The sequence below is a fragment of the Mangrovihabitans endophyticus genome (genome assembly GCF_014646155.1).
Lineage (GTDB): Bacteria > Actinomycetota > Actinomycetes > Mycobacteriales > Micromonosporaceae > Actinoplanes > Actinoplanes endophyticus.
In genome coordinates this window covers 819,524-844,400 of record NZ_BMMX01000001.1, presented here as the reverse complement: position 1 = coordinate 844,400, position 24,877 = coordinate 819,524, and the positions used below count along the sequence as shown (strand labels likewise).

Below are 24,877 nucleotides of genomic sequence, written 5' to 3'. Positions count from 1 at the left end.
GGGCCGATGGTCCCGCCCCGGGCGGGAACCGCCCGCCCGGCCCGGCCCGCCGTGACCATCGGCCCTGTCCCCACCGGAACGCCGGACGCACGCTGAGGGGGACCGACCGCCGTCCATCCGAAAGGACGGGAAAGCCATGACTGCCAAGACGATCGTCGTCGGAACCGACGGCGCCGCACCCAGCAAGGCTGCGGTGCGGTGGGCGGCCCGTGAGGCCGAACGGCAAGGTGCCACGCTGCGCATCGTGCACGCCTTCGACTGGGACTGGCGTGAAGCGTGGTACGACTACGGCGACCAGTACGCCGAGATGGCGGAGAAGATCGCCGCAACGGTCACCGCGAACGCGACCGACCTGGCGGTGGCGGCGGCGCCCGGCATCGAGGTGCGGGCCGACACCATGATGGGTCACGCCGCTCCCCGTCTGCTCGACGTCGCCGAGACCGCGGAGCTGATGGTGCTGGGCAGCCGCGGGCGCGGCGGGTTCGCGAGCCTGATGCTGGGCTCGGTCAGCCAGCAGGTGGCGACGCACGCCCGGTGCCCGGTCGTGGTGGTGCGCGGCAACGCCGAGGCGTCCGACAGCCCGGTGACCGCGGGCGTCGATCACTCGCACGCCAAGGATCGGGTCCTGGAGACCGCGTTCGAGGCCGCGGCTCGTCGCGGAGCGCCCCTCACCGTGGTCCGCTCCTATCTGCCGCTGCTGCCGGTGTGGCTCACCGCCAACGTGCCGGAGGCCGCCTTGGGCACGCCCGCGGCAAAGGATGCGGACGCGGCTGCACGGGCGGACCTGGACGCGCTGGTGTCGCCGTGGGCGGCGAAGTATCCCGGCGTCCGCGTGGAGACGGTGTTGTCGCACGACGGCGCGGCCGCCGTGCTGGCCCGGATGTCGGCCGTGTCGCAACTGGTGGTGGTCGGCAGCCGCGGGCACGGCGGCGTCGCCGGAACCGTGCTCGGGTCGACCGGCCTGCAACTGCTCCATCATGCGGAATGTCCGGTCTGGATCGCCCGCTGACGCTTCGAACCGCGCGCCGGCCGGCGCGGAGGCCGAGGCCACGACGACGAAAGGAAGGTCCGGCATGGGTGCGCTGCCGCGGGACATGACACCGGTGCCGGACCTGTTGCACGATCGCGCGCGCAGCGGCCCGGTGCGCGACCGCCGACCCGTCTACCTCGACCTGCTGCCGCCGTGCAATCAGGCATGCCCGGCCGGCGAGGAGGTGCAGTCCTGGCTCGCCCTGGCCCGCACCGGAGACCATGAGCGGGCGTGGCGCGCGCTGGTGGCGCAGAACCCGTTCCCGGCGGTGCACGGCCGTGTCTGTTATCACCCGTGCGAGACCGCCTGCAATCGCGGGCGTCTGGACAGCGAGGTGTCCATTCACGCGGTGGAACGCTTCCTCGGCGACCTGGCGATCGAACGAGGATGGGCGCTCGACCCGCCGGCCGCCGCCAGCGGGCGCCGGGTGCTGGTGGTCGGCGCCGGTCCGAGCGGCCTGTCTGCGGCCTACCATCTGGCCCGCCGCGGGCATCGGGTGGAGATCCGCGACTCCGGGCCGGAGCCGGGCGGGATGATGCGGTACGGGATCCCCGCCTACCGGCTGCCCCGCGAGGTGTTGTCCGCCGAGATCGGGCGCATCGCCACGCTGGGGGTGCGGATCGTCACCGGTCACACGGTGCGCGACCTGGCGGCGGAGCGCCGCGACGGCGGATTCGACGCCGTGTTCGTCGCGGTCGGCGCGCACCTGTCCAAGCGGGTGGACATCCCGGCCGGTGAGGCCGGGCGCGTCGTGGACGCGGTCAGCTTCCTGCACCACGTCGCAGCCGGCGACCGGCCGGTGATCGGCCGGCGGGTGGCGGTCTACGGGGGCGGCAACACCGCGATGGACGCCGCTCGCACGGCGCGACGGCTCGGCGCCGAGGAGACGCTGATCGTATACCGGCGAACCCGCGGGCAGATGCCTGCGCACGAGGAGGAGGCGGGTGAGGCGGAACGGGAAGGCATCCGGATCAACTGGCTGCGTACCGTCCAGACCTTCGACTCGCCGACGCTGACCGTCGAGGTGATGGAACTCGACGACGCCGGTGCGCCGGTGCCCACCGGCCGCACCGAGACGCTCGCCGCGGACACCCTGATCCTGGCGCTCGGCCAGCGCGCCGACACCGCGTTCCTGCACGAGGTTCCCGGGGTCGAGGTGGCTCCGGACGGCACGGTGGTCGTCACGCCGTCCTTCATGACCGGCTGCCCCGGAGTGTTCGCGGGCGGGGACATGGTGCCGGCCGAACGCACGGTCACGGTCGGCGTCGGGCACGGGCGTCAGGCCGCCGCGCACATCGACGCGTACCTGCGATCGAGTCAGGTGCCGGACGATCCGGGACCGCCGGTGGCCACCCTCGACGTGATGCACCCGTGGTTCTTCGGCGATGCCGCGCAACGCGCGCAGCCGGAGCGCGACCCGGTCCGCCGGGTGACCGATTTCGGCGAGGTCGTCGGCGGTCTGACCGGCGAGCAGGCGACCTTTGAGGCGGACCGATGCCTGTCCTGCGGCACCTGTTTCGAATGCGACGGCTGTCTCGCCTCATGCCCGGAAGACGCGATCGTCAAGCTGGGGCCGGGCCGGCGATACCGGTTCGACTACGACCGGTGCACCGGGTGCGGGACGTGCTTCGACCAGTGCCCGGTGCATGCCATCGAGCTGGTGCCGGAGGTGGGACGATGACCCGCGTCACGGTGGACGGCAACGGGGCGGCGGCGTCCGTCGCGTACCGGGCCAATGAGATCTGTTGCATCTATCCGATCACACCGTCCTCACCGATGGCCGAACTGGCCGACGAGTGGGCGACGGCCGGCAGGCCGAACGTGTGGGGGTCGGTGCCGACGGTGGTGGAGATGCAGAGCGAGGGCGGAGCGGTCGGCGCCCTGCACGGCGCGCTCCAAAGTGGGGCTTTGACCACCACTTTCACGGCGTCGCAGGGTCTGCTGCTGATGATCCCGAACATGTACAAGATCGCCGGGGAGCTGACCCCGGCGACGTTCCATGTGGCGGCGCGGTCACTCGCCACCCAGGGGCTGTCCATCTTCGGCGACCATTCGGACGTGATGGCCGTGCGGTCCACCGGCTTCGCCCTGCTCGCTTCGGCAAGTGTCCAGGAGGCGCACGACTTGGCGCTTGTCGCGCAGGCGGCGACGCTGCGCACGCGGGTGCCGTTCGTGCACTTCTTCGACGGCTTCCGCACCTCCCACGAACTCACCACCGTGGAACGGCTGGACGACGACGATCTGCGGGCCTTGCTGCCCGCCGCGCTGGTCCGGGCGCATCGGGCCCGCTCGTTGTCCCCCGAGCGGCAGTTCGTGCGCGGGACCGCGCAGAACCCGGATGTGTACTTCCAGGCGCGGGAGACGGTGAACCCGTTCTACGCCCGAGTGCCGGCCGCCGTGCAGGGCGCCATGGACGAACTCGCCGAGCGCACCGGCCGGCGGTACGCCGTCGCGGAATACTCCGGCGATCCGGACGCCGACCGCGTCGTCGTTCTCATGGGTTCCGGGGCGCAGACCGTCCGGGAGACGGTGGCGCGCCTGGTGGCCGACGGTGAACGCGTCGGCGTGCTGCAGGTGCGCCTGTTCCGCCCGTTCCCGGATGCGGCCGTGGCGGCGGCGATCCCGGACAGCGTCCGGCGCATCGCGGTGCTGGACCGCACGAAAGAGCCGGGTTCGCTGGGCGAGCCGTTGTTCCTCGATGTGGTCGCGGCGCTGGCCGCGCGGTCCCGCGGCGAGGGTCCGCTGGTCATCGGTGGCCGGTACGGCTTGGGCTCGAAGGAATTCACCCCCGCGATGGTCGCCGGGGTCTTCGCCGAGCTGGCACGCCCGCGGCCACGGTCCCGGTTCACCGTCGGCATCCACGACGACGTCACCGGGTCCAGCCTGCCCTATGACGAAGGCTTTTCGATCGAGTCGCCGTCGACGACGCGCGCGGTGTTCTTCGGGCTGGGTTCGGACGGCACGGTGGGTGCGAACAAGAACACCATCAAGATCCTCGGTGCCGTCCCGGGCATGCATGCGCAGGGCTACTTCGTCTACGACTCCCGCAAGTCGGGTTCGATGACGGTGTCACATCTGCGGTTCGGGCCGGAGCCGATCCGGGCGCCCTATCTGATCGAGCGAGCCGGCTTCCTCGGCTGCCACCACCTGTCGCTGCTGGACCGGGTGGAGGTGCTGGAGCGCGCCGCGGACGGTGGCACGGTGCTGCTCAACTGTCCCCGGCCGGACGCCGTCTGGGACGACCTGCCGCGCGAGGTCCAGCGCCAGATCCTGGCCAAGGACCTGCGCGTGTACGCGATCGACGCGGACCGCATCGCCGCCGACGTCGGCCTGCCCGGACGGACGAACACCATCCTGCAGACCTGCTTCTTCGCGATCTCCGGGGTGCTGCCGACCGGCGAGGCGATCGACCGGATCAAACAGAGCATCGCCACCACGTACGCGCGGCGCGGCGCCGCGGTGGTGGCACGCAACCAGGCCGCGGTGGACCGCGCGCTGGACGGGCTGCGCCGCGTCACGGTCCCGGACCACGTCACCGCCACCCGGGACCGCCCACCACCGGTGCCGGCCGGGGCGCCGCCGTTCGTCCGCGCGGTCACCGGCGAGATGCTGGCCGGGCGCGGGGACCGGCTCCCGGTCAGCGCGCTGCCGGTGGACGGCAGCTATCCGGGTGGCACCACCGCGTACGAGAAGCGCAGCATCTCGGACCTGGTCGCGGTCTGGGATCCGCAGACCTGCGTGCAGTGCGGCAACTGCGGCTTCGTGTGCCCGCACAGCGTGCTGCGTGCCAAGCTGTTCGACGTGCGCGACCTGGCGGAGGCGCCGGAGGAGTTCGCGTCCGCGCCGCTGAACGCCCGCGGGTTGCCGGACAAGCGCTACACGTTGCAGGTCTATGCCGAGGACTGCACCGGCTGCGCGCTGTGTGTCGAGGCGTGCCCGGTCGGCACACCGGAGCACCGGGCGATCAACTTGGAACCGCATGCGCCGATCGCCGAGTCCGGACGGGCCAACGTGGCTTTCTTCGAACGGCTTCCGGAGACCAACCGGTCCATGGTGGACTTCGCCACCGTCCGGGGCACGCAGTTCCTGCGGCCGCTGTTCGAGTTCTCCCTGGCGTGCGCCGGCTGCGGCGAGACCCCGTACCTAAAACTGCTGTCCCAGCTTTTCGGCGACCGGCTGATGGTGGCGAACGCTACCGGCTGTTCGTCCATCTACGGCGGCAATCTGCCCACCACGCCGTGGACACACGACGCAGCCGGCCGCGGGCCGGCCTGGTCCAATTCGCTGTTCGAGGACAACGCGGAGTTCGGTTTCGGCTTCCGGCTGACCGCCGATCTGCACCGGGGCCTGGCCGAGACCCGTCTGCGCGATCTGCGGGACCGCATCGGCGCCGACTTGGCCGACGACCTCGTGCGGGCGCCGCAACGTCGTGAATCGGAATTCGCCGCGCAGCGCGCACGGCTGGACGAACTGGCCCGGCGGCTCGATGCCCTGCCCGCGGACGACCCGTTGGTGGCGGATCTGCGCAGCGTCATGGAGCACCTGGTCCGGCGCAGCGTGTGGATCGTGGGTGGCGACGGCTGGGCCTACGACATCGGATCCGGCGGTCTCGACCACGTTCTGGCCAGTGGCCGGGATGTCAACGTTCTCGTGCTGGACACGGAGGTCTACTCGAACACCGGCGGTCAGATGTCGAAGGCCACACCTCTGTCGGCGGTCGCCCGGTTCGCCGCGGGCGGCAAGACGACACCGAAGAAGGATCTGGCCATGCAGGCCATCGCCTACGGCAACGTCTATGTGGCCCGGGTGGCCATGGGCGCGGACCCGCAGCAGACCTTGCGGGCGATGCGGGAGGCGGAAACGTACGACGGCCCGTCGCTGATCATCGCCTATGCCCATTGCATCGCGCACGGCATCGACATGCGTGACGGACTGCGGCAGCAGTACCGTGCGGTGGCCGGTGGATACTGGCCGCTGATGCGGTTCGACCCGGTGTTGCGCGCTGCCGGACGCAACCCGTTCCTGCTCGACTCCCCGCGCCCGCGGACGCCGCTGTCCGACTACACCGGCCGGGAGCTGCGGTTCCGGCAGTTGCGCGACACCGACCCGGAGGAGGCGGACCGGCTGGCCCGGCTGGCGCAGGAGGCGGTCGACCAGCGGTGGCAGGTGTACGAGGAGATGGCCACCCGCGGGGCGGAGCACTTCCCGGCCGACGCCCGGCGCGGCGGCACCGGCGGCGCCGGGCGCGCAAGCAACGACGCCGAGAGCCGGGACGACGCCGAGAGCCGGTGAGCCACGCCGGCCGGTGGGCCGTACCGTCAGCCGTGCCGGGGTCGCATCGTCAGCCGTGCGGGCGCGGCAGGGCCGGTCGGCCGCCCTCAGATCGCTTCCGGCGGAACGCCGTCCGGTGGCACCTGCAGTGGGTGCCGCTCGTCGTCGCGTGCTGCGAGGGAAGCGACCGACGTGCGATATTGCGCCGCGGTGATCTCGCCGCTCATCAGTTGGGCGGTGAGGACGCCCTCCAGAGTCTGCGGATGGTGGGTCTTCCCGGCCGCATTGTGGGTCTCCCCGGCCGCCTTGCGTGCCGTCTCCGGCGGGGTCGGCGGCTTGCCCTGACGCCGCCGCGCGTCGCGGATCTCCGGCCACATCATGGCGACGCACGATGCGATCACGATCGCGAGCATGAGGTAGAGAACAAGCATCGTGTTCACCTCCCTTTCCGATGCTCGTCGACGCTGGAGTCCCGGGGCAGAGTCGAAAGGCCCACCCGGCGACTCGGGGACGGCGGCCCGGCTCCGCCGGGTCCGGGCTCGGTCACCAGCACGCACACACGGTCCACGACCGGGCGCACCGCGGTCGCGACCGCGGTGCTCAGACCGACCCCGAAGCCGAACTCGTGGCCGTACGCGACCAGCGCGACCAGCCGCTGCGGCAACCGTCCCAGCTCCCGCGCCAGGGCCACCGTGGCGCCCAGCCCGATGGCGTGCCCGGATGCCGCGGAACGCGGGTCGTCCTCCGGCGGCAGCGCGAGTTCGCGCCAGCCGGCGGCGGGGGCGGTACCCACGGCGACGTCGGCCACCACCGCGAGGTCCGCGCCGGTCCACGCCTGCAGCATCCGGCTCGGCTCACCGTCGCTGACGAACAGGTCCACCGCGGCCAGCCGGTGGTCGCGGGCGCGCCGCTCGGCCAGTTCGGCGATCACCCGCGGACCGAAGCCGTCGTCGCGGCGGTACTCGTTGCCCACCCCGATCACCACGCACCGGCCGGTCATCTCAGCCCCGGTCCACGCGCAGGTCGAGGAAGTGGGTGGCGCACGAGATGCACGGATCGTAGTTGCGGATCGCCTGCTCGCATGCCGCGGTCAACGGTCCGTCGTCCAGGTCGAGCCGGGTGGCGACGAAACGCGCCAGGTCGTCCTCGACGGCGGACTGGTTCTGCGAGGTGGGCGGGACGATCCGGGCGGAGGTGACCAGGCCGTCGGCGTCCAGCTCGTAGCGGTGGAAGAGGGTGCCGCGGGGCGCCTCGGTCGCGCCCCGGCCGACACCGGCCCGGGCGGGCACCGGCACCGCGGCGGACCGCGGAGGCTCGTACGCGTCGATGAGCCGGATCGCCTCCTCCACCGCGTACACCGTCTCCACCGCGCGCACGATGATGCTCCGGTACGGGTTGACGCACCGCGCGCCGAGCCCGGCCGACTCGGCGGCCTGCCGAGCCAACGGGGTGAGCCACCGGTGGTTGAGGGCGTAGCGTGCGGCCGGCCCGGTGAGATAGCGGCCCCGCCCGGCGAGCGTGGCATGCAGCGCGGTCGAGTGCGGCACCTGTTGCTCGATGATGTGGTCCTCGAAGCGGTCCACGTCGAACGTCAAGCCGCCGGTGGTGGCGAGGGTCCCGGACTCGATGGCATACCGGCCGGGTTCGACAAGCGCCAGCATCTCGTGGTCGTGCTCGAACTCCGGAAACTCGAACCCGGCCACCCAGGCGACCGTTTCCAGCGCCAGGTCGAGGGCGATGCGCAGCCGGGGGCGCAGCGCGGCGAGCTCGGCGACCGCCGGCACCCGGTAGAAGCCGCCGACCCGGACGTTGACCGGGTGGATGGCGCGCCCGCCGATCACGTCGATCAGGTCGTTGCCGGTCTTTTTCAGGGCCAGGCCACGCTCGACGAGGTCGCGGCGTTCCCGGGCGAGCGCCAACGCGCTGCCCAGGCCGAGGAAGTCCGGGGCGTGCAGCAGGTAGATGTGCAGCACGTGACTCTCGATCCATTCGCCGCAGTAGAGCAGCCTGCGCAGCTCGGCGATGCCCGGCGGCAGGATCACCCCGCACGCGTCCTCGATCGCCGCGCAGGCGCTCATCTGGTACGCCACCGGGCAGATCCCGCAGATGCGGGCGGTGATGTCGGGCGGTTCGGTGTGCCGGCGTCCGCGCAGGAACGCCTCGAAGAAGCGTGGCGGCTCATAGATCTCCAAGCGCACGTCCGCGACGGCACCGTCGCGGACGCGGACGTGCATCGCGCCCTCGCCTTCCACCCGGGCCAGCGCCGGAACGTCGATCTGCCGGTGGTAGCGATGGCTCATCACTCGTCTCCTGCCAGGCCGGCGAAGGCCTCGACGTTGAAGGACCGATAGAACCGGGCGATGTCCTGCTCGGACATGCCGGTGATCTGCAGCAGCGACGCCTGTGCGGGGCCGTTGGGGGTCTCCGACGGCCCGAAACAGCCGAAACAGCCGCGCCCCACGGCCGGGCAGATCGCCCTGCAGCCGGCCCGGGTGACCGGGCCGAGGCAGGGTTCGCCGTGCGCGACGACCACGCAGACGTTGTGCCGTCGTTTGCAGTCGAAGCACACGCTGTGCGCCGGCAGCGCCGGTTTGCGGCCCACCAGCACCGCGGCGATCGTGTCCAGCAACTGCCCCTTGTCGATCGGGCAACCGTGCAGCTCGTAGTCGACATCCACGTGGGCGGCGATGGGCGTCGAGGTGGCGAGCGTGTCGAGGTACTCGGGTCGCGCGTAGACCACGGAGGCGTACTCCGCGACGTCGGCGTTGTTGCGCAACGCCTGAATGCCGCCGGCGGTCGCGCACGCACCGATGGTCACCAGCACCCGGGAGATGTCCCGGATCCGGTGGATCCGCGCGATGTCGGCGGACGTGGTGACCGAGCCCTCCACCAGCGAGAGGTCGTAGGGTCCGGGCAGCACATCGCCGGAAGCCTCCAGGAAGTGCGCGATGGTGACCTGGTCGGCGACCGTGAGCAGCTCGTCCTCGCAGTCGAGCAGGCTTAGCTGGCAGCCGTCGCAGGAGGCGAATTTCCAGACGGCGAGACTGGCCATCACAGCTCCCGGACATCCCACAGTGGTGCGGCCACCGGATGGTTGACGACCGGTCCGTCACGGCAGATCAGAAGCGGGCCGAGCTGGCAGTGGCCGCACCAGCCCACCCCGCATCGCATGTCGCGTTCCAGGGAGACCCGCACCGCGGCGGCCGGCACGCCCCGGTCGATGAGGGCGCGTGCGGCGGACCGCATCATCACCTCGGGGCCGCAGACGAACGCCACCGCCGCGGCCGGATCGACGTCGGCGCCCGCAACGAGCGCGGTGACCAGCCCGACCGGTCCGGTCCAGCCGTCGGCGGCCCGGTCCACGATCACCTCCACCTGGGCGCGCGCGGCCCATCGGCGCAGCTCGTCGCGGTACAGCATCTCGGCCGGCTCGCGCGCGCCGACCAGCACGCTCACCCGACCGAACGCGGTGGGCTCGGCCAGCACACGCCGGATGACCGGGCGCAGCGGGGCCAAGCCGATGCCGCCGGCCACCACGATCACATCGTGACCGGCCGCCGACGACACGTCCCAGGTGGTGCCGAACGGCCCGCGCATGCCGATCACCGCGCCGGGCGCGGCCTGGCACAGCGCGCGGGTGACCGCGCCCACGGCGCGGATGGTGTGCACCGGCCGGTTGCCGTGCCACCCGCTCAGCGAGATCGGCACGTCCCCGATGCCGTACGCGGTGATCATCGCGAACCGCCCCGGCTCGAAGACCGGCAGTGCCTGCGCCACCGGGGCGAGCTCGACGGTGACCGTGTCGGCGGTCTCCGCGACGCGGGAGACGATCCGATAGGGCACCGGCACCGCGGCGTTGCCGAACTGGGGCGGGGCGGTCGCCGCGGCCGTCATGCCGGCTCGTTTCCGGCGCGCGGCGCGGCCAGCTCGGCGGCCTCGCGGGTGATGTCGATGCCGGCCGGGCACCACGCGATGCACCGGCCGCAGCCGACGCATCCGGAGGTGCCGAACTGCTCGTGCCAGGTGCCGAGCTTGTGGCTGATCCACTGCCGGTACCTCGACTGCGTGCTGACGCGTACCGGTCCGCCGTGCATGTAGGAGAAGTCCAGGCTGAAGCAGGAGTCCCAGACCCGCCACCGCTCGGCGTGTTCCCCGGTGAGGTCGGTGACGTCCTCGGTGGTGGTGCAGAAGCACGTCGGGCAGACCAGGGTGCAGTTGCCGCATGCCAGGCACCGGGATGCCACGTCGTCCCAGTGCGGCGACTCCCGGCCGGCCCGGATGAGGTCGGGCAACGACTCGGCGGGCATGCGCCGGGTGATGGCGGCGTCCGCCGCGGCCACCGCGGTGGCAGCGGCGGACGCGTCCGCGGGGCGCGCCGGGCGGGACGGCAACTCGGCGAGCACCTCGGCTCCCGCGGGCGAGCCGCCGCGCGCGAGGAACCGGTGGCCGCCGTCGAGAACTTCGGTGAGCGCCAGGTCGAAGCCTCGGGTGGCGGCCGGCCCGGTCCCCATTGACGTGCAGAAGCAGGTGGCCGACGGCTCGGTGCATTCGGCGGTGATCAGGAAGGTGCCGTCGCGGCGTGCGGTGTAGACCGGGTCCGGGTGTTCCGGCCCGGCGAGCACCCGGTCCAGGACCGCGAGCGCTGCCACGTCGCAAGGATGCACGCCGAGGAACGCGAGGCGTTTCGCCGGCCGGTCCGGTCCGGTGGTGGTCACCGCGCCGTCGCCGGTGCGGTCGGCCGACCACAGCCGGGCCCGGGACGGATGCAGGAAGTCCTTGACCGACTGAGGGCCGGCGCAGTGGGCGAACACCGCGTCGTCGTGGCCGTGCCGCAGCCGGTAGGTGCCCGCCTCGGTCTCGGCGCGCACGCCGTGCGGCAGTGCGTCCGCGGCGTCGATCTCGGCCAGCATGACGGCGCCGTCGCGGACGGTGGGGGCGATGATCGTGTAACCTCGGTCGCGCAGCACATCCACGAGACGGCGCAGACCGTCCATGTCGATCAGTCGCGCGGGGCCGTCCGTGAACGGCGTGAGTCCGGCGTCGGGCATCGTCATCCCCTTGTCCCCCACGGCATCGACCATCGTCATCACCATGCCGTACGGGGCGGTACGGGCAGAAGGGCACAACGGCCCGGACGATGTGCCTACCGCGGCGGACGACCGCTCAGCCCTTGCGCCCCTGGGTGGCGACCCCCTCGATGAAGTACCGCTGGCCGAGGCTGAACAGCAGCAGCATCGGTATCGTCACCAGCAACGACGCGACCATCACGTACTGGTAATCGCCTTGGCCGCCGTTGGTCGGGCTGTACTTCGTCATGGCGTACGCGATCCCCAGCGGGGCGGTGAAGTTGTTCAGCGAACCGCCGTTGAGGTAGATCAAGGCGCCCTGGAAGTTGTTCCACGACGCCTGGAACTCGAAGAGGAAGACGATCACGAATGACGGAATCGACAGTGGCATGGCGATCCGCCAGAACATCCCCCAGTAGCTGGCGCCGTCGATCCGGGCCGCTTCGAAGAGCTCCCGGGGCAGGCCCAGATAGAACTGGCGCTGGAGGAAGATGTAGAAGGCCGAACCGAACAGATTCGCGCCGAACATGGGCACCCAGCTTCCGAGCAGGCCGGTCTGCTTCCAGATCAAGTATGTCGGGATCATGGTGACCGAACCGGGCAGCATCATGGTTCCCAGCACCAGTCCGAACAACAGATTGCGGGCGGGAAACCGGAAATAGGCGAAGCCGAAGGCGACCACCGAGCTGGAAACGGCGACCAGGCCGGCGGCGAGGATCGCGATCACCACGCTGTTGAAAATCCAGTGCAGCAGCGGTAGCTGATCCCAGACATCGGCGTAGTTCGACCACTGCCATGTCTTCGGGATGAGCGAGTTGTCGAAGACCTGGCTGCCCGGCTTGAGACTGGCCGAGACAAGCCACACCAGCGGATAGAGAAACAGCGCGGTGAAGCCGATCAGCAGCGCGGTGAGCAGGATCTGGCCGATGCCCCACCGCCGGCGACGGCGGCTCGGGCGACCGGCGTCGGCCGGCTGCAGCGTGCCGGGCTTGGTGCTCGCGCCGATCGTCGCCATCACCGGTCTCCCTCGTAGTAGACGAAACGGTTGCCGACCTTGACCTGGATGGCGGTCAGGATCATCAGGATCACGAACAGCAGCCAGGCCATCGCCGCCGCGAAGCCGAAGTTGAACTGCTGGAATGCCTGCTGGAACAGGTAGACGGCGTAGAACAGCGACGCTTCCGGCGAGGCGTTGCTGGTGTCTCGCCAGAAGAGCAGATAGGCCTGGTCGAAGACCTGGAACGCGGCGATGGTCAGGATGATCACGTTGAAGAAGATGGCGCCGGAGATCATCGGAACGGTGATCGAGAAGAACTGCCGGACCGGGCCGGCACCGTCCAGCGAGGCGACCTCGTACAGCTCGCGCGGGACGTTCTTGAGCGCGGCCAGGAAGATGACCATCGTGCCGCTGACCCCCCAGAGGGTCATCATCACGATCGACGGTTTGACCCAGGCCGGATCCACGAGCCATTGCGGGCCCGCGATCCCGAAGAAGCGGAGGAACTGATTGATGGCGCCGGTGTTGCCGTTGAGCAGCAGCAGGAAGATCGCGGCGGTCGCCACCGCCGGGGTCATCTTCGGCAGGTAGTAGACCGTGCGGAAGAACCCGGCACCGCGACGTACCCGGTTGAGCAACGAGGCGAGGAACAGCGCGAAGCAGATCTCCAGCGGCACCGCGAGCACCGCGTAGAACAGGGTGTTCCCCAGCGACGCGGCGATCTTCGGATCCTCCAGCAGCCGCTGATAGTTGCTCGTCCCGGCCGGGCGCATCAGATTCGTCGCCAGGTTGAGGTGGCTGAACGAGATCGCCAGGCTGTAGATCATCGTGCCGAGGGTGAAGATCAGGAATCCGATGATCCACGGGCTGATGAAGAGGTAGCCGGCGATCGCCTCCCGCCGGTCGTACCGCTTCGGGGTGAGCGGACCTGCCGACTCCTCGCGGCGTTTGCCGCCGGCCGACGATCTGACCGTGGTGAGCGCCATCGGACGTCTCCCTCCTCGACGGTGCTGTTCTCCGGGACCTCCAGGGGTGAGCGGATTCCGGGGCAGTGCTGCGGCCGGACTCCGCGGCCGGGCGAGCGGTGCGACCCGCCCGGCCGATGCGGACGTCAGCCGCCGGTGACGGTCTGGTACGCCGAGAGCGAAGCATTCTGCGCGTCGGCGAGGGCGTCCTGCGCCGACTTCTGGCCGAGCAGGGTTGCCGTGATGGCATTGGTCAGCTCCTGCTTGAGCTGCTGCCCGGCAGGCGAGGCGCCGACGCTGCGCCCGCTCGCCGCGACCTCGTAGTAGGTGTTGATCACCTCGTCGAAGCCGGCGTTGCCGCTCGGCTTGACGTACTTCTCGCGAAGCTCCTGGTCGGCCTTCGGCGAACCGGTGAACAGGCCGGTGTTGATCGAGTCGTCCTTCGCGAGGGTCTTGGCGCGCGCCTCACCGGCCGCGTCCCAGGCGCCCTGCTCGGTCAGCGCGAGTGCCCACTTGCAGGCGGCGGCGGGGTTCTTGGCCTTCACCGGGATCGCGAAGGACGTACCGCCGGCGACGGTGACCGGCTTGCCGTCCCGGTCCTTGAAGGGCACCGCACCGAGTTGCAGCTTGCCCGCGTAGGGCGAGAGGACGTTCGGGTACCACTGGGCGTCCAGTTGCGCACCAACCTGGTCCTTGACGAACTGGTTCTGCTCGCCGAAGAAGTCGAAGGAGTCGGTGAAGCTCTTGTATTTGGCGTACCCTCCCTGGGCGTCGGTGATCCGCTTCAACAGCTCCAGACCGTAGACGTTGGACGGATCGTCGAGGGTGGGCTTGCCGTCCGCGTCGGTGAGCTTGCCGCCCAGGCCCAGGGTCCACATGTAGATCTGCCCGGTGGCCTGCGGGTCGAAGCCGAGAGTGACCGGCACACCACCATTCGCCTGGTACATCTTGCCGATCGCGGCGATCAGCTTGTCCGGGTTGGAGGTGTCGATGTCCGCCTCGGTGACCCCAGCGGCCTTCATCACCTTCTGGTTCAGGATGATCGCCGGCGGCTGGTAGAACTGCGGCACCGCCCAGATCTGGTTCTTGTACGTCACGTCGTCGACGACCGAGGAGTACCACCGCGTCTGCGGGTCGACGTCGTTGGCCGAGAAGCACTTGTCCAGCGGCATCAGCAGGCCCTGGGCGGCGTAGGTGCCGACGAAGGCCCGGTCCATCTGCACGATGTCGGGGACGTCGCCGCTGGCCAGCCGCGTGGTGAACTTCTGCGCGTCGAAGCCGGTGGCGTCCAGTTTGATGTCGACGCCGGAGAGCTTTCCGGCCGCGTAGTCCAGCCGGGCCTGGCCGACGTCGTCGGCGTTGTCGAACGCCCAGGCGTTCAGCGTGCCGGACGCCGCGGCGTTGAACGCGGAGGTGTCGGCTCCGGTCTCCGTGTCGCTCCCGGAGGGGGTCTCACAGGCGGTGGTGGCCAGCGCGACAACGACGCTCGCGGCCACCAGCGCCGCGCGCTTCTTCTTCATCTTGGGGTCCCTTCGAGGGCGTACGGGGGGCGGTGCGCCGGCCCTGACCACGACCAGGGATGACATGGAATCCGTACCATGCCGGACGGTATATTAAGGCTGAGTGAGGCACAAGGGTTCGTGGTTTCCATCGCGTTTCGACGCAGTTCACAGCGTAGACCGCGGGGAACATGGCGCGCGATAGTTGAGCCAAATCAACCTGGTATCGTTACCACATATTTTGCTCGACACACCCAATCGCACGCTCAAGGTAATTATTCAATTGCTCTCAGTAGCTGTATGCGGGGGCGAAGGGCGAGCCACACCCGATCCACGCCGGTGTTTCCGAGCATCCAGGGCCACCTTCTGGTATCGATACCACCATGGAGAGCGATCCTTCAGTGAGTGACCAGCGACCGTCCGCGCCCCTCCCCGAGGTTCCCGCCGGCCCGGACCGGACCGCGGTCGTCACGGTGGTCCTCGGCGACGGCCGCGAGCTCACCCCGGAGGCCGCCGGCTTCGCGGCCGGCGTGTCCTGGATGCCGCCCTCCGGCGCGGGGCGGCACACCGTCCGGCTGACCGTCACCTACCGGGGAGACCGGCCCCGCGATGCGGCGGTCCGGTTCACCGCGGCGCTGCCGGGTGAGCCGCACAGCCCGCCGTGGTGGATGGTGCCGGGCGTCTTCTACGGCGAGAACCGGCCCGCCGACTGCCAACGGGTCTTTCCGCGCTTTGCGATGGCCGGCGCCGATCACGGCGCCATGGTCAGCGACCACTGGGAGTTCCGCGCCGACCGCGCCGCCACCCCGGCCGTCCTCGGCTGGTCCGGCCCCGGCGGCGTGGCGCTGCTCGCCGACGAAACCACCGAACTGGGCATGACCGGTCTCGGGTTCGGCCACGATCCGCCCACCGGACGCAGCCACGTGCAGCTAACCTTCCCGTTTCGCGAAGCTCCGGTCAGCTACGACGGCTCGGAAACGGCCCAGCCGGCGGAGTCCGCCCGGTACACCTGGCAGCCGGGCCGTCAGGTCACCCTGGAGTTCGCCGTACAGCGGCTGGACGCGGACCGGCACGGGTACGCCGCCGTGCTGCGCGCCGAGCACGAACGGCTCGCCCGCACCGCGGAACTGCGCCCCTGGGTGGACATCCCGCACGCCGCCGAGCTCGCCGCCGCCGGGCTGCACCGATGGCACTACGCCGAGCCGGGCGTGCTGCTGGAGACGGTGGCCTTCGATCGGGGCATCAGCGGCCAGGACGGGCTCCCGGTGGACCGCCAGGCGATGCACGTCGGCTGGATCAGCGGCATCCCCTGGGCGTACGCCCTGCTGACTCATGCCCGCCGGGTGGGCGCGGCGGATCAGTCCGCCGCGGCCCGCCGGGTCATCGACTTCGTCTGCGCCGAGCTGGCGCCGTGCGGCACTTTCTGGGGCACCTGGTATCGCGGCCGGGGATGGTCGGGCAGTTGGTCTCCGGTGCCGCACACGCTGCACTCACGAACCCTGGCCGAGGCGACCCAGTTCCTGCTCCGTGCCCTGGAACTCGGTGCCGATCTGCGCGAAGCGCACCCGTCCTGGGCGGCGGCGGTCCGCTCGAATCTGGATGCGGTGGTCGCGCGGCAGCGCTCCGACGGCGCGCTCGGGGCGAGCCATCACGCGCTCACCGGGGAGGTGCTCTCCTGGTCCGGCTGCGCCGGGCTGGCCTGGGTGGGAGCGCTCGCCGAGGCCGGGCGTCTGGACGGACCGGACGGCGCCGACGGCGCGTACCTGGCCGCTGCGGTGCGGGCCGGTGACCACTACGCCGGCGCCGTGCGGGACGAGTTGCTGCACGGGGCGCCCGAGGACGTCGACCTGGCACCCAGCTCCGAGGACGGGTACGTGGCCGTGATGGCGTACCTGGCTCTGTACCGGCGCACCGGCGAGACACGCTGGTGCGACCTGGCGCGTCGCGCGGCGGACTGGACGCTGACCTTCCGGTACGCGTACAACACCGCGTTCCCGCCGGGCACGGTGCTGGAGACCTACCGGTTCGCCACCCGCGGCGCGGACAACGCCTCCCCCGCCAACCAGCATCTGCACGCCTACGGGTTGATCTGCACCGCCGAGTTCGGACAGCTCTCATCGGCCTGCGGGGATCCGTACTACGCCGCGCGTGCCCGTGAGGCGCTGGCCTGCTTCCGGCAGTTCGTGGCCCGTTTCGACGGGGACTTCAACGCGTACCGGGGAATGGTCAGCGAACGATACTACCAGACGGCCTGCTTCCAGCCGAAGGGGATGCTGCTGACGCTGTCCCATGCGTGGAGCGCCGGGGTTCTGCTGCTCGCCTGCGAACAGGCACTCGCCGACCCGGCGCTGTGCCTGCCCGCCGCATGAGCGCCGTCAGTCGCCCCTGCGGCTCTGTCCCGGGGACAGGCGTTCGGCCGGCGATGTCGCATCCGAGGCGTCCGGATCGGTGACGCCGCGAGCCGGTCCGCGCGGCGCCGCGGCGATCGGCTCGGACACCACCGGGCCGGACGACGGCAGGTCCCACTCGATCAGGTCGACCTCGCGGACCGGACCGCCGTCGGCCGGCACCACGAATGTCCGCAGTTGGTGCGCGCCGAAGTCGGCGGTGAATACGCGCCCCAGCAACGGCACCGCGATCCGGGCCCGCACCGGGCGACCGGTCGTCTCCGCGGCCCGCACCACCAGGTCCGGGGAATCGCCGCCGTCCTCGTGGCCCTTCACCGCGGTCACCGTCACCGGCCCGCCGCCGTCGTCGAGGTAGCTCTGCCGCGCCGGCAGCGCACCGGGATGGAAGCTCTCCAGCATGGCTCGGACCGGCGCGCCCAACTCGGCGGCGCGACGATGCGGATCGGCCTGCCGCCAGTCACCGGCGTGCGGGACCATGAGGTACCGGAACGACTGTATGCCCTGATCCTGATAGGAATAGAAGCCGTCCGGGTCGAGCCGCCGGGGATCGTGCCAGGAGTAGACCGGGCTGCGCACCGCCGTGATCCCGATGCTGGGCCCCTCCGCGCCGGGCGTGCCGGGCGACGTGTCGTAGCCGTGCTTGGCGTTGTTGACCACCGTCAGCCCGGCCGGCCGACCGGCCACCGTCCCGGTCAGGTCCACCCAGGACTGTCCCGGGTTCTCCCTGCCGTCGACCGGGCGTTCGATGCTGCCGAACGGCACCTCGTAGCGGGCCACCGGGTCGGCCAGCGCGGTCGGAAAGCACAACTTCAGCAGGTGGGCTTCCTCCCGCCAGTCGATGGTGACCCGAACCTCCACGGCGTCCGCGCGGTGCCCGAGGAGGAACTCCTCCACCACGCGCGAGCGACCCCAGGCGCGCTCCACCCGCAACCGGGCTCGCAACGGTCCGGACTCGCGCAACACGATCCGGGTGGTCCGCATCGGTGTGCCCGGCCACCGGTACGACTGCACCCGGTGCCCCCACGTGTCGGTCGGGTCCTGACAGATCTGGGTATGCTCACCGCCCGCGCCGGCGACCAGGTCCACACCCGTCCGCTTGTCGCGCAACGACCGCAGCCAACCGGTCTCCGCATCGATCTCGACCCGGAGCAGGTCGTTCTCCAACACCGTCCGGCTCGCCCGCAGCGGGGCGGCGGGGCGGTCCGCCGGCGGCGCGCCGTCCGGCTCGGCACCGGATCGCAGCCGGTACAACCGGTATCCCAGGGCCGGCACCACCGCTTCGAAGACTGTCGCGCCGCGAGACCGGTCATCGGTGGTCGCCACCGACTGGGTCGGCTGTGACGGCGTGGGACGCCCGTCCGCGTCGACCACATGCACCCCGGTGGGTTGCGCTCCATATTGGAGCTCCACCGGCATGGTGACCTGCCACGGATGCGGATTGAACACCAGCACCGGCTGAGTTCCCGCGGCCAACGGCACATCGACGTGGCGGGCGATCACGTTCTGCACCCGCACCACGATCCGCTTGGCCGTGGCTACCGCCTCGCCGAGCTGGTCGCGGGCGTCGTCGTAGGCGCTCTCGATGGCCGAACCGGGTAGCACGTCGTGGAACTGGTTGAACAGGATCTGCCGCCAGGCCCGGTCCAGGTCCGCGGCCGGGTAGGGCAGATCGAACAGGCTCGCACCGACCGCCGCCCATCGCTCGGCGGACAGCACCGCCGCCTGCGCCCGGCGCTGCCAGAGTTTGATCCCGGAGTGAGCCGAATAACAGCCCGGGGCGTGCAACTGCAAGTCACCACGCCAGACCGGAAGCTGCGCCATGCCCTGGTCGCCCAGCCGCTCGGCGAGCGCGTCCAGGTACCGGTTCGGGGAGGAGATCTCCATCCGGCCGTAGGTGCCCATCCGGTCGTACCGGTGGATGGATTCGATGTTCGCCCGGGTCGGCCCGCCGCCGTGATTGCCCACCCCGAAGAAGACCATCAGGTCGCCGAGGTCGCGGTCCACGATGCCGAGCGACTTGTCGGCCTGACCGCCGACGTCCCCGGGCGGACTGCAGTACTCGTGCGGGATCCGGTAGGCCAGCACTCGCGAGCCGTCCGGGGACTCCCACCAGAACGCCGTACCGGAAAGGCTCGTCTCGTGCGGACCGGGCCGCATGAAGCAGTACGCGCGTAGGCCCTGGCCCCGCAGAATCTGCGGCAGCATCCCCTGATGGCCGAAGGGGTCGACGTTCATCCCGACGGTGGCGGTGACGCCGAACCGGCTATGCAGCCAGCGCTGGCCGAGCAGCCCCTGCCGGACGAAGGACTCTCCGGAGGGCATGTTGCAGTCCGGCTCGACCCACCAGCCACCGACCAGTTGCCAGCGCCCGTCGGCGACCCGTTCGCGGATCCGCGCGAACAGCTCCGGATCGGACTCCTCCACCCAGGCGAGCAGGACCACCTGATCGCAGGTGAAGACGAAGTCCGGGTACTCGTCCATCCGGTGGATCGCCGACCAGAACGTGGCCCGGGCTTCCTGATAGCCCTCCTGCCATGGCCAGAGCCAGACCGGGTCGAGGTGGGCGTTGCCGACCATGTGCAGTGTCCGGTCGGGGGTGGCCGCGGGGCGCACTCCGGCGGGCAGCCCGGCCGGCTGGTCGCCGTTGGGCGCGTTGGCGATCGGGGCCGGCGGGACCGCGTCGGGGCACGAATCCGGGTGGTGGCCGGTCATGCGGTCGGCTCCTCTCCGGCCGCCCACGCGTCGACCATCTCGCTGATCACGTGCAGCATCAGGGTATGCATCTCCTGGATGCGCTGGGTGCTCTTGGCGGGAACCAGCAACGCCCGGTCCGCGTGCATCCCGGCCGGACCGCCGTCACCGGCGCCGAACAGCAGCGTGGTGGCGCCACGGCGCTGGGCGGCGGCGAGCGCCGTGACGATGTTCGGTGACCGGCCGGAGGTGCTGAAGGCCACCACCACGTCGCCCGGCCGGGCCAGCGCCTCGACTTGGCGGCGGAACACCTCCTCGTACGTGTAGTCGTTGGCGATGCACGTCATGGCGCTCGGGTCGGTGCTGAGGGTGACCGCGGCCAACGGACGCCGGTCACGCCGATAGTGTCCGACCAGTTCGCCGGTGAGGTGCTGGGCGTCGGCGGCGCTGCCGCCGTTGCCGAAACTCCACACGGTGCCGCCGGCGGCGAGCCGGGTGCAGATCAGCTCACCGGCCGCACGGATCTCCTCGGCCAGGTCGCCGGTCGCCTCGGCGACGCTGCGGTGTTCGCCGAGTTGGGTGGCCAGCCAGTCGGACATGGTGTCGCTCCCGATCGTCGCGAGGGTGATCCCGCGCGGCGGCGGGGTGGTCGGTGTGGCGTGGTGATGGGCGCGCCGTGGCGGTCCGGTCGGGTCGACGCCGCCCAGCAGGGCGTGTCCGATCAGCCCGGCGCCGACCACGCAGACCTCGTCGCCGAGAGCGGCGAGGGCCACGCGGGCGGCACCCGCCGCCGGCGTCATCGCTTCGGCGCCGACCTGCGCGCGCACCGGGTCGAGCAGCATCGCACCGGACCGGGTCACCCCGCCGCCGAGGACCACGGCGTCGGGTTCGAAGACGTTGACGAGGTCGGTGACGGCGACCCCGAGGAGTTCCACCGCCTCGGCCCAGATCGCGGTGGCCAACGGATCGCCGTCGGCAGCCGCGGCGGCGACGTCGGCCGCGGTCGGCGCGGTCAGTACGCCCAGGGCCGACTCGGCCCCGGCGGCCAGAGCCTCCCGGGCCCGGGCGGCGATCGAGGTGCCGGAGGCGTACGCCTCGACGCAGCCGCGCCGCCCGCAACTGCATCTGCGGCCGCCGCGATGGACGGTGATGTGCCCGAACTCGCCGCCGTTGCCGGCCGCGCCGCGGTGCAGGGCGCCGCCGACCACCGCGCCGCCGCCGATGCCGGTCGACACGGTCAGGTACAGCATGGTGTGGGTGCCCCGGCCGGCGCCGAGCCGGTATTCGGCCACGGCCGCCGAGGTCGCGTCGTTCTCCAGTGCGAACGGGGCGCCGAATGCCTCGGCCGCCAGCGGCCCGATCGGCACGTCGATCCAACCCGGCAGGTGAGGCGGGCAGAGCAGCACGCCCGCCTCCGCGTCCAGCGGGCCGCCGCAGGAGATGCCCACCGCGGCGGCCTCGCCGAGCCCGGCCCGTGCGAGCGCCCGGCGGCCCAGGTCGAACAGGAGGTCCACGGCAACTCGCCAGTCGCCGGTGTGCGGGGTGGGCGCGACGAGGGATCCGTGGGTCGTCCCGTCCGCGGTGACCACCGCCACGGCCAGCTTGGTCCCGCCGATGTCGAGGGCGAGGACCGGGCTGGAGTCGTCGCCGGGGTCCACCGGGGCAGGGTCGGTCATCTGGATCACTCCGTGGCGTCGGCGGGGCGCCGCCCCTGTCGGAAGGCGAGGGGTGGTCGCGCCGGCAAGAGGAACCGATATGGGATCGATTCCAGGCAGAGCCTAAGGAGCGTCGCCCGTGATCGTCAAGTGAGGCGATCGCCACGAAACCCGGTTTCAGGCTCGCGACGCCGTGGGCAGAACCCCATAAGTACGCAGCTCAGCCACCCACATGGCGGCTGAGCTGCGTACCGGGGTTCAGCGGGAGGTGCTGGGCGGCGGCGCTGTGGACGTCCGAGGCACGATGGTGGCGGAGAGCAGCACGGTCCGAACCGGAGCGGTCGGCGACTGGATACGTTCACACAATTGTGAGACCGACGCTTCGCCCAAGGCCACCGCGTCCTGCGACACCGCGGTCACCCCGGGCCGGACCATGCTCATCCACGACACGTCGTCGAAGGTGACCAGGCTCAACCGGTCGGGGATGGTGAAGCCGCGCTCGTCCGCGGCCCGCCAGACCGCCTCGGCCAGCACGTTGTTCGCCGCGAAGACCGCGGTCGGCGGCTCCGGCCGATCCAACAGCCGCGCCACCTCGACCCGGGCCGCGTCGACGTCCCAGCCCGCGGTGACAACAAGCGAGTCGTCGACCGGGACACCGGCCACGGCGAACGCATCCCGGTAGCCGGCGAGACGATCCCGGCCCGTGGTCCAGTGGCGCTCGTCGGTCACCAGCGCGATCCGCCGGTGGCCGAGCTGCAGCAACTGACCGGTGAGCGTCCGCGCGGCGCTGGCGTTGTCGACCAGCACCGCATCGCAAGCGCCCGCCGAGAACTGCCGGTCCACCTCGACCACCGGGATCCGGTGCCGGGTCAGATATTCACTGACCTGTGCGGAGACCGGCGTCACGATCACCCCGGCGACCCGCAGCGCGACGAACGCCTCGGCCACCTCCGCCTCCACGTCGGGGGAACCGCCGTCGTCGGCCAGCATCATCGTGTACTCCCGGCGCCGGGCCTGCTGGCTGATCCCGGCGGCCAGCCCGGCGTAGAACGGGTTGCTCAGGTCCGACACCAGCACCCCGAGCGACTGGCTGGCCTGCCGACGCAGGTGACGTGCGGTGGCGTCGGGAACATACCCGAGCTCGCGGGCGATCGCCCGGACCCGGTCGCGCACCTGGGGCGCGGCGTACCCGTGGCCGGTCAGCGCGCGGGATGCCGTCGACCGGGACACTCCCGCCGCCTCGGCGACCTCCTTGATGGTGGCCCGGCGATCCGACTCCGGCCCCGGTTCCCCAGCCCGACCACTGCTCATCCGGCACCCGTTCCCGTCATGCCCGCATGGGGCTTCGTCACGTCCACCACTGCCTCCGCGTGCTGGCCCAGGTGGAGTTCCCCGATGCGCACGTCGACGGCGAGCCGGGCCCGCAGGCGCGGCGCACCGGCGGTCGTCGCGAAATGGACCACCTCGTGCCCCAGCGGCGGCAGGGTGACGACGACGGTCTCCGGCGTGGCGACCCAGCCCACCGGAACCACCGGACGGATCACGGCTCTCTGCGCAGAGCGTAGGGGATTGCTCAAGCTCACGCGAAACCGGAGAACCTCCCCCGGGGCGGCCCGCGAGTGGTACGGCGCGATCCTGGCCAGCACCCCGTCCACGCCGATGGCCAACTCCTCCAGCGGCAGCAGGTCGCGGTGCACCCGCTCCTGCTCGGCCGCGACCTGGTCCAGCAAGTCCAGGTACGCCTCGTCCACCCAGCGCGGCGCCCAGTGGCCGGAGATCATCAGCCGCGGGGCCACCTGCCGGTACAGCCGGGCGCTGGCGGTGTAGTCGCCGAGGCGGAACTGGTTGCGGTACTGGTAGTTCAGGATCTCCCGCGGACCGCCGGGCTCCCCGGTGCCGGTCTGCTGGTCGCCGGAGACGAGCACCTTGACCCCGTCCACGGTGAACACGTAGGCCGCCGCGTAGCGGGTGTGGCCGGGCTGGTCGTAGACGGTGATGTCGTACTCGCGCCAGCGGACCGTGCCGTTCAGGGCCAGCCGGCGGTCCACCGGGACCGGGTCGTACCAGGTGCACGGCAGATCCTCCCAGAGCGGATTCTCCAGCACGTCGGCGACGTGGCCAGGAGCCCAGATCTCGGTGCCCTCCACGTCGCGGAGCAGGTTCATGCCGGCCACGTGGTCATCGTGATAGTGGGTCGGGACGGCCACCTCGACCGCGGTCACCCCGTACCGCTGCCGCAGCGCCGGCAGTGACGCCAGCCATGGCCGCCGGGACGCCCGGTCCGCGCCCGGCGGCAACCCGGTCATCATGTCGTAGCCGAAGTCGAAGAGCAGCGCCGCGCCGCCGGCCGAGAGCAACACATAGCTGTACGACTGGCTGCCGCGATTCATCAGCAGGTGCTCGGTGACCCGGGTGAACGGGTCCTCCAACAGCTTCGGCAGGTCCCAGGGCCGCGCGCGGCGCGTGTCGACGTACGTGTTCATCCGCCGCGCCAGCAGTCTCAGCGCGGCGGCGGGCTCGGTGATCGGCGCGCCGTGCGAGGGCAGCAGCAGGTCGAGGTCGCGGGCGGCGAGCTGAAGGCTGCTGAGCACGGTCATCGCCGGGCCCTCGTTCTCGGTGAATGACCACTGGGTGGCGGCCAGCGACCACACCCTGCCGGGCGAGTGGATCAGGTCTCCGGTGAAGGCGATCCGGCGGCCGTCGCGTTCCATCAGGTAGCTGACCGACCCGGTGGTGTGCCCCGGCGTCGGCACCACTTCCACGGTGGTGCCAGCGTAGTCGCACCGGCGGTACTCCGGCACCACCTCGGCCACCGGCACCGACTCCAACAGCGAGAACCTCTCCTGCCGCAGGTTGTAGTCGTTGTAGACGGCGTGCCCGGCCCAGACCTCGTCCAACTCCGCGAAGTGGTCACGCTCCACCGGCGGCACGTGCACCCGGATGCCCGCGGCGACCGCACGTGGCAGGCCCTGTCCCTGGTCGCGGTGGTGGTGCGTCATCAGGACGTCGGTGATGCGGTCGACGCCCATCTCGGCGAGATGATCCAGGACGCGCCCGGAACCGAAGTCGATGGCGACCGCGGTGCCGGCGTGGGCCGGTCCGGCCTCGTCCGGGGCACGGACGACGTAGACGTGGCAGGTGTCGGCGATCCGGAAGACGCCGGGAGCGACCTCGGTGACCGGCTTCTCGGCATCGGGCGCGGCATGGTCGGGCATGTCACGATGGTATCGATTCCATTTCAAGCCCGGGGACTCCCAGGAAATCTCGGCACGCAAGCCATATCAAGCAGGTACGT

Annotated in this window: 17 protein-coding genes; 4 read left to right on the top strand and 13 right to left on the bottom strand. The window is 71.1% G+C overall.

Annotation, left to right across the window (positions count from 1 at the left end):
* Window positions 1-136 precede the first annotated feature (136 nt).
* The 3 genes from IEY73_RS03300 (at window position 137) to nifJ (ending at window position 6,322) form a co-directional block, all read left to right on the top strand.
* Window positions 137-1,009, top strand: coding sequence for a universal stress protein (locus IEY73_RS03300; protein ID WP_189077463.1), 873 nt, complete (start codon window positions 137-139; stop codon window positions 1,007-1,009).
* A gap of 64 nt (window positions 1,010-1,073) precedes the next feature.
* Window positions 1,074-2,711, top strand: a complete 1,638-nt coding sequence (locus tag IEY73_RS03295) for an NAD(P)-binding protein (RefSeq protein WP_189077462.1) — start codon at window positions 1,074-1,076, stop codon at window positions 2,709-2,711.
* Window positions 2,708-6,322 carry a pyruvate:ferredoxin (flavodoxin) oxidoreductase gene (gene nifJ, locus IEY73_RS03290; protein WP_189077461.1) on the top strand — a complete coding sequence of 1,205 codons (3,615 nt, stop codon included), beginning with the start codon at window positions 2,708-2,710 and terminating at the stop codon, window positions 6,320-6,322. Before IEY73_RS03295 ends, nifJ begins: the two co-directional genes overlap by 4 nt.
* 86 nt (window positions 6,323-6,408) lie before the next feature.
* Here nifJ and IEY73_RS03285 read toward each other — a convergent pair whose 3' ends face one another.
* From IEY73_RS03285 to IEY73_RS03245, 9 genes are all read right to left on the bottom strand, one after another.
* On the bottom strand, window positions 6,409-6,714 hold the full coding sequence (locus IEY73_RS03285; RefSeq protein ID WP_189077460.1) for a hypothetical protein: 306 nt from the start codon (window positions 6,712-6,714) through the stop codon (window positions 6,409-6,411).
* Window positions 6,715-6,737: 23 nt separating this feature from the next.
* Window positions 6,738-7,301: a hydrogenase maturation protease gene (locus IEY73_RS03280; RefSeq protein WP_189077459.1), complete on the bottom strand. Its 564-nt coding sequence runs from the start codon at window positions 7,299-7,301 to the stop codon at window positions 6,738-6,740.
* 1 nt (window position 7,302) lies between these two features.
* On the bottom strand, window positions 7,303-8,601 hold the full coding sequence (locus tag IEY73_RS03275) for a Ni/Fe hydrogenase subunit alpha (RefSeq protein ID WP_189077458.1): 1,299 nt from the start codon (window positions 8,599-8,601) through the stop codon (window positions 7,303-7,305).
* Window positions 8,601-9,353, bottom strand: a complete 753-nt coding sequence (locus IEY73_RS03270) for an NADH-quinone oxidoreductase subunit B family protein (RefSeq protein WP_189077457.1) — start codon at window positions 9,351-9,353, stop codon at window positions 8,601-8,603. Before IEY73_RS03270 ends, IEY73_RS03275 begins: the two co-directional genes overlap by 1 nt.
* Window positions 9,353-10,195 (bottom strand): FAD/NAD(P)-binding protein, encoded by an 843-nt coding sequence (locus tag IEY73_RS03265; protein ID WP_189077456.1) that lies wholly within the window; start codon window positions 10,193-10,195, stop codon window positions 9,353-9,355. The genes IEY73_RS03270 and IEY73_RS03265 overlap by 1 nt, the downstream gene beginning before the upstream one ends.
* Complete coding sequence (locus IEY73_RS03260) at window positions 10,192-11,382, bottom strand: 4Fe-4S dicluster domain-containing protein (protein ID WP_229715433.1); 1,191 nt, start codon at window positions 11,380-11,382, stop codon at window positions 10,192-10,194. The genes IEY73_RS03265 and IEY73_RS03260 overlap by 4 nt, the downstream gene beginning before the upstream one ends.
* 82 nt (window positions 11,383-11,464) lie before the next feature.
* On the bottom strand, window positions 11,465-12,382 hold the full coding sequence (locus tag IEY73_RS03255; RefSeq protein ID WP_189077455.1) for a carbohydrate ABC transporter permease: 918 nt from the start codon (window positions 12,380-12,382) through the stop codon (window positions 11,465-11,467).
* Window positions 12,382-13,350: a carbohydrate ABC transporter permease gene (locus tag IEY73_RS03250; RefSeq protein WP_189077454.1), complete on the bottom strand. Its 969-nt coding sequence runs from the start codon at window positions 13,348-13,350 to the stop codon at window positions 12,382-12,384. The genes IEY73_RS03255 and IEY73_RS03250 overlap by 1 nt, the downstream gene beginning before the upstream one ends.
* A gap of 125 nt (window positions 13,351-13,475) precedes the next feature.
* Window positions 13,476-14,849, bottom strand: a complete 1,374-nt coding sequence (locus tag IEY73_RS03245; protein WP_189077453.1) for an ABC transporter substrate-binding protein — start codon at window positions 14,847-14,849, stop codon at window positions 13,476-13,478.
* Window positions 14,850-15,229: 380 nt separating this feature from the next.
* On the opposite strand from IEY73_RS03245, the gene IEY73_RS03240 reads away from it, so the two are divergent.
* Window positions 15,230-17,197: a YyaL domain-containing protein gene (locus IEY73_RS03240; protein WP_189077452.1), complete on the top strand. Its 1,968-nt coding sequence runs from the start codon at window positions 15,230-15,232 to the stop codon at window positions 17,195-17,197.
* Window positions 17,198-17,203: 6 nt separating this feature from the next.
* Here the strand turns inward: IEY73_RS03240 and IEY73_RS03235 are convergent, their stop codons facing one another.
* From IEY73_RS03235 to IEY73_RS03215, 4 genes are all read right to left on the bottom strand, one after another.
* The gene (locus IEY73_RS03235; protein WP_189077451.1) at window positions 17,204-19,948 is read right to left on the bottom strand and encodes an alpha-mannosidase; all 2,745 of its coding nucleotides are present in this window, start codon (window positions 19,946-19,948) and stop codon (window positions 17,204-17,206) included.
* Window positions 19,945-21,603, bottom strand: a complete 1,659-nt coding sequence (locus tag IEY73_RS33315) for an ROK family protein (RefSeq protein ID WP_229715431.1) — start codon at window positions 21,601-21,603, stop codon at window positions 19,945-19,947. Before IEY73_RS33315 ends, IEY73_RS03235 begins: the two co-directional genes overlap by 4 nt.
* 237 nt (window positions 21,604-21,840) lie before the next feature.
* Window positions 21,841-22,893 (bottom strand): LacI family DNA-binding transcriptional regulator, encoded by a 1,053-nt coding sequence (locus tag IEY73_RS03220; RefSeq protein WP_189077450.1) that lies wholly within the window; start codon window positions 22,891-22,893, stop codon window positions 21,841-21,843.
* On the bottom strand, window positions 22,890-24,797 hold the full coding sequence (locus tag IEY73_RS03215) for an MBL fold metallo-hydrolase (RefSeq protein WP_189077449.1): 1,908 nt from the start codon (window positions 24,795-24,797) through the stop codon (window positions 22,890-22,892). Before IEY73_RS03215 ends, IEY73_RS03220 begins: the two co-directional genes overlap by 4 nt.
* Window positions 24,798-24,877: the final 80 nt, after the last annotated feature.

Bases quoted from the DNA above. Each gene is read 5' to 3' on its own strand.
- IEY73_RS03300 (WP_189077463.1), top strand. From the start codon at position 137: ATGACTGCCAAGACGATCGTCGTCGGAACCGACGGCGCCGCACCCAGC.
- IEY73_RS03295 (WP_189077462.1), top strand. From the start codon at position 1,074: ATGGGTGCGCTGCCGCGGGACATGACACCGGTGCCGGACCTGTTGCAC.
- nifJ (WP_189077461.1), top strand. From the start codon at position 2,708: ATGACCCGCGTCACGGTGGACGGCAACGGGGCGGCGGCGTCCGTCGCG.
- IEY73_RS03285 (WP_189077460.1), bottom strand. From the start codon at position 6,714: ATGCTCGCGATCGTGATCGCATCGTGCGTCGCCATGATGTGGCCGGAG.
- IEY73_RS03280 (WP_189077459.1), bottom strand. From the start codon at position 7,301: ATGACCGGCCGGTGCGTGGTGATCGGGGTGGGCAACGAGTACCGCCGC.
- IEY73_RS03275 (WP_189077458.1), bottom strand. From the start codon at position 8,601: ATGAGCCATCGCTACCACCGGCAGATCGACGTTCCGGCGCTGGCCCGG.
- IEY73_RS03270 (WP_189077457.1), bottom strand. From the start codon at position 9,353: ATGGCCAGTCTCGCCGTCTGGAAATTCGCCTCCTGCGACGGCTGCCAG.
- IEY73_RS03265 (WP_189077456.1), bottom strand. From the start codon at position 10,195: ATGACGGCCGCGGCGACCGCCCCGCCCCAGTTCGGCAACGCCGCGGTG.
- IEY73_RS03260 (WP_229715433.1), bottom strand. From the start codon at position 11,382: ATGGTCGATGCCGTGGGGGACAAGGGGATGACGATGCCCGACGCCGGA.
- IEY73_RS03255 (WP_189077455.1), bottom strand. From the start codon at position 12,382: ATGGCGACGATCGGCGCGAGCACCAAGCCCGGCACGCTGCAGCCGGCC.
- IEY73_RS03250 (WP_189077454.1), bottom strand. From the start codon at position 13,350: ATGGCGCTCACCACGGTCAGATCGTCGGCCGGCGGCAAACGCCGCGAG.
- IEY73_RS03245 (WP_189077453.1), bottom strand. From the start codon at position 14,849: ATGAAGAAGAAGCGCGCGGCGCTGGTGGCCGCGAGCGTCGTTGTCGCG.
- IEY73_RS03235 (WP_189077451.1), bottom strand. From the start codon at position 19,948: ATGACCGGCCACCACCCGGATTCGTGCCCCGACGCGGTCCCGCCGGCC.
- IEY73_RS33315 (WP_229715431.1), bottom strand. From the start codon at position 21,603: ATGACCGACCCTGCCCCGGTGGACCCCGGCGACGACTCCAGCCCGGTC.
- IEY73_RS03220 (WP_189077450.1), bottom strand. From the start codon at position 22,893: ATGAGCAGTGGTCGGGCTGGGGAACCGGGGCCGGAGTCGGATCGCCGG.
- IEY73_RS03215 (WP_189077449.1), bottom strand. From the start codon at position 24,797: ATGCCCGACCATGCCGCGCCCGATGCCGAGAAGCCGGTCACCGAGGTC.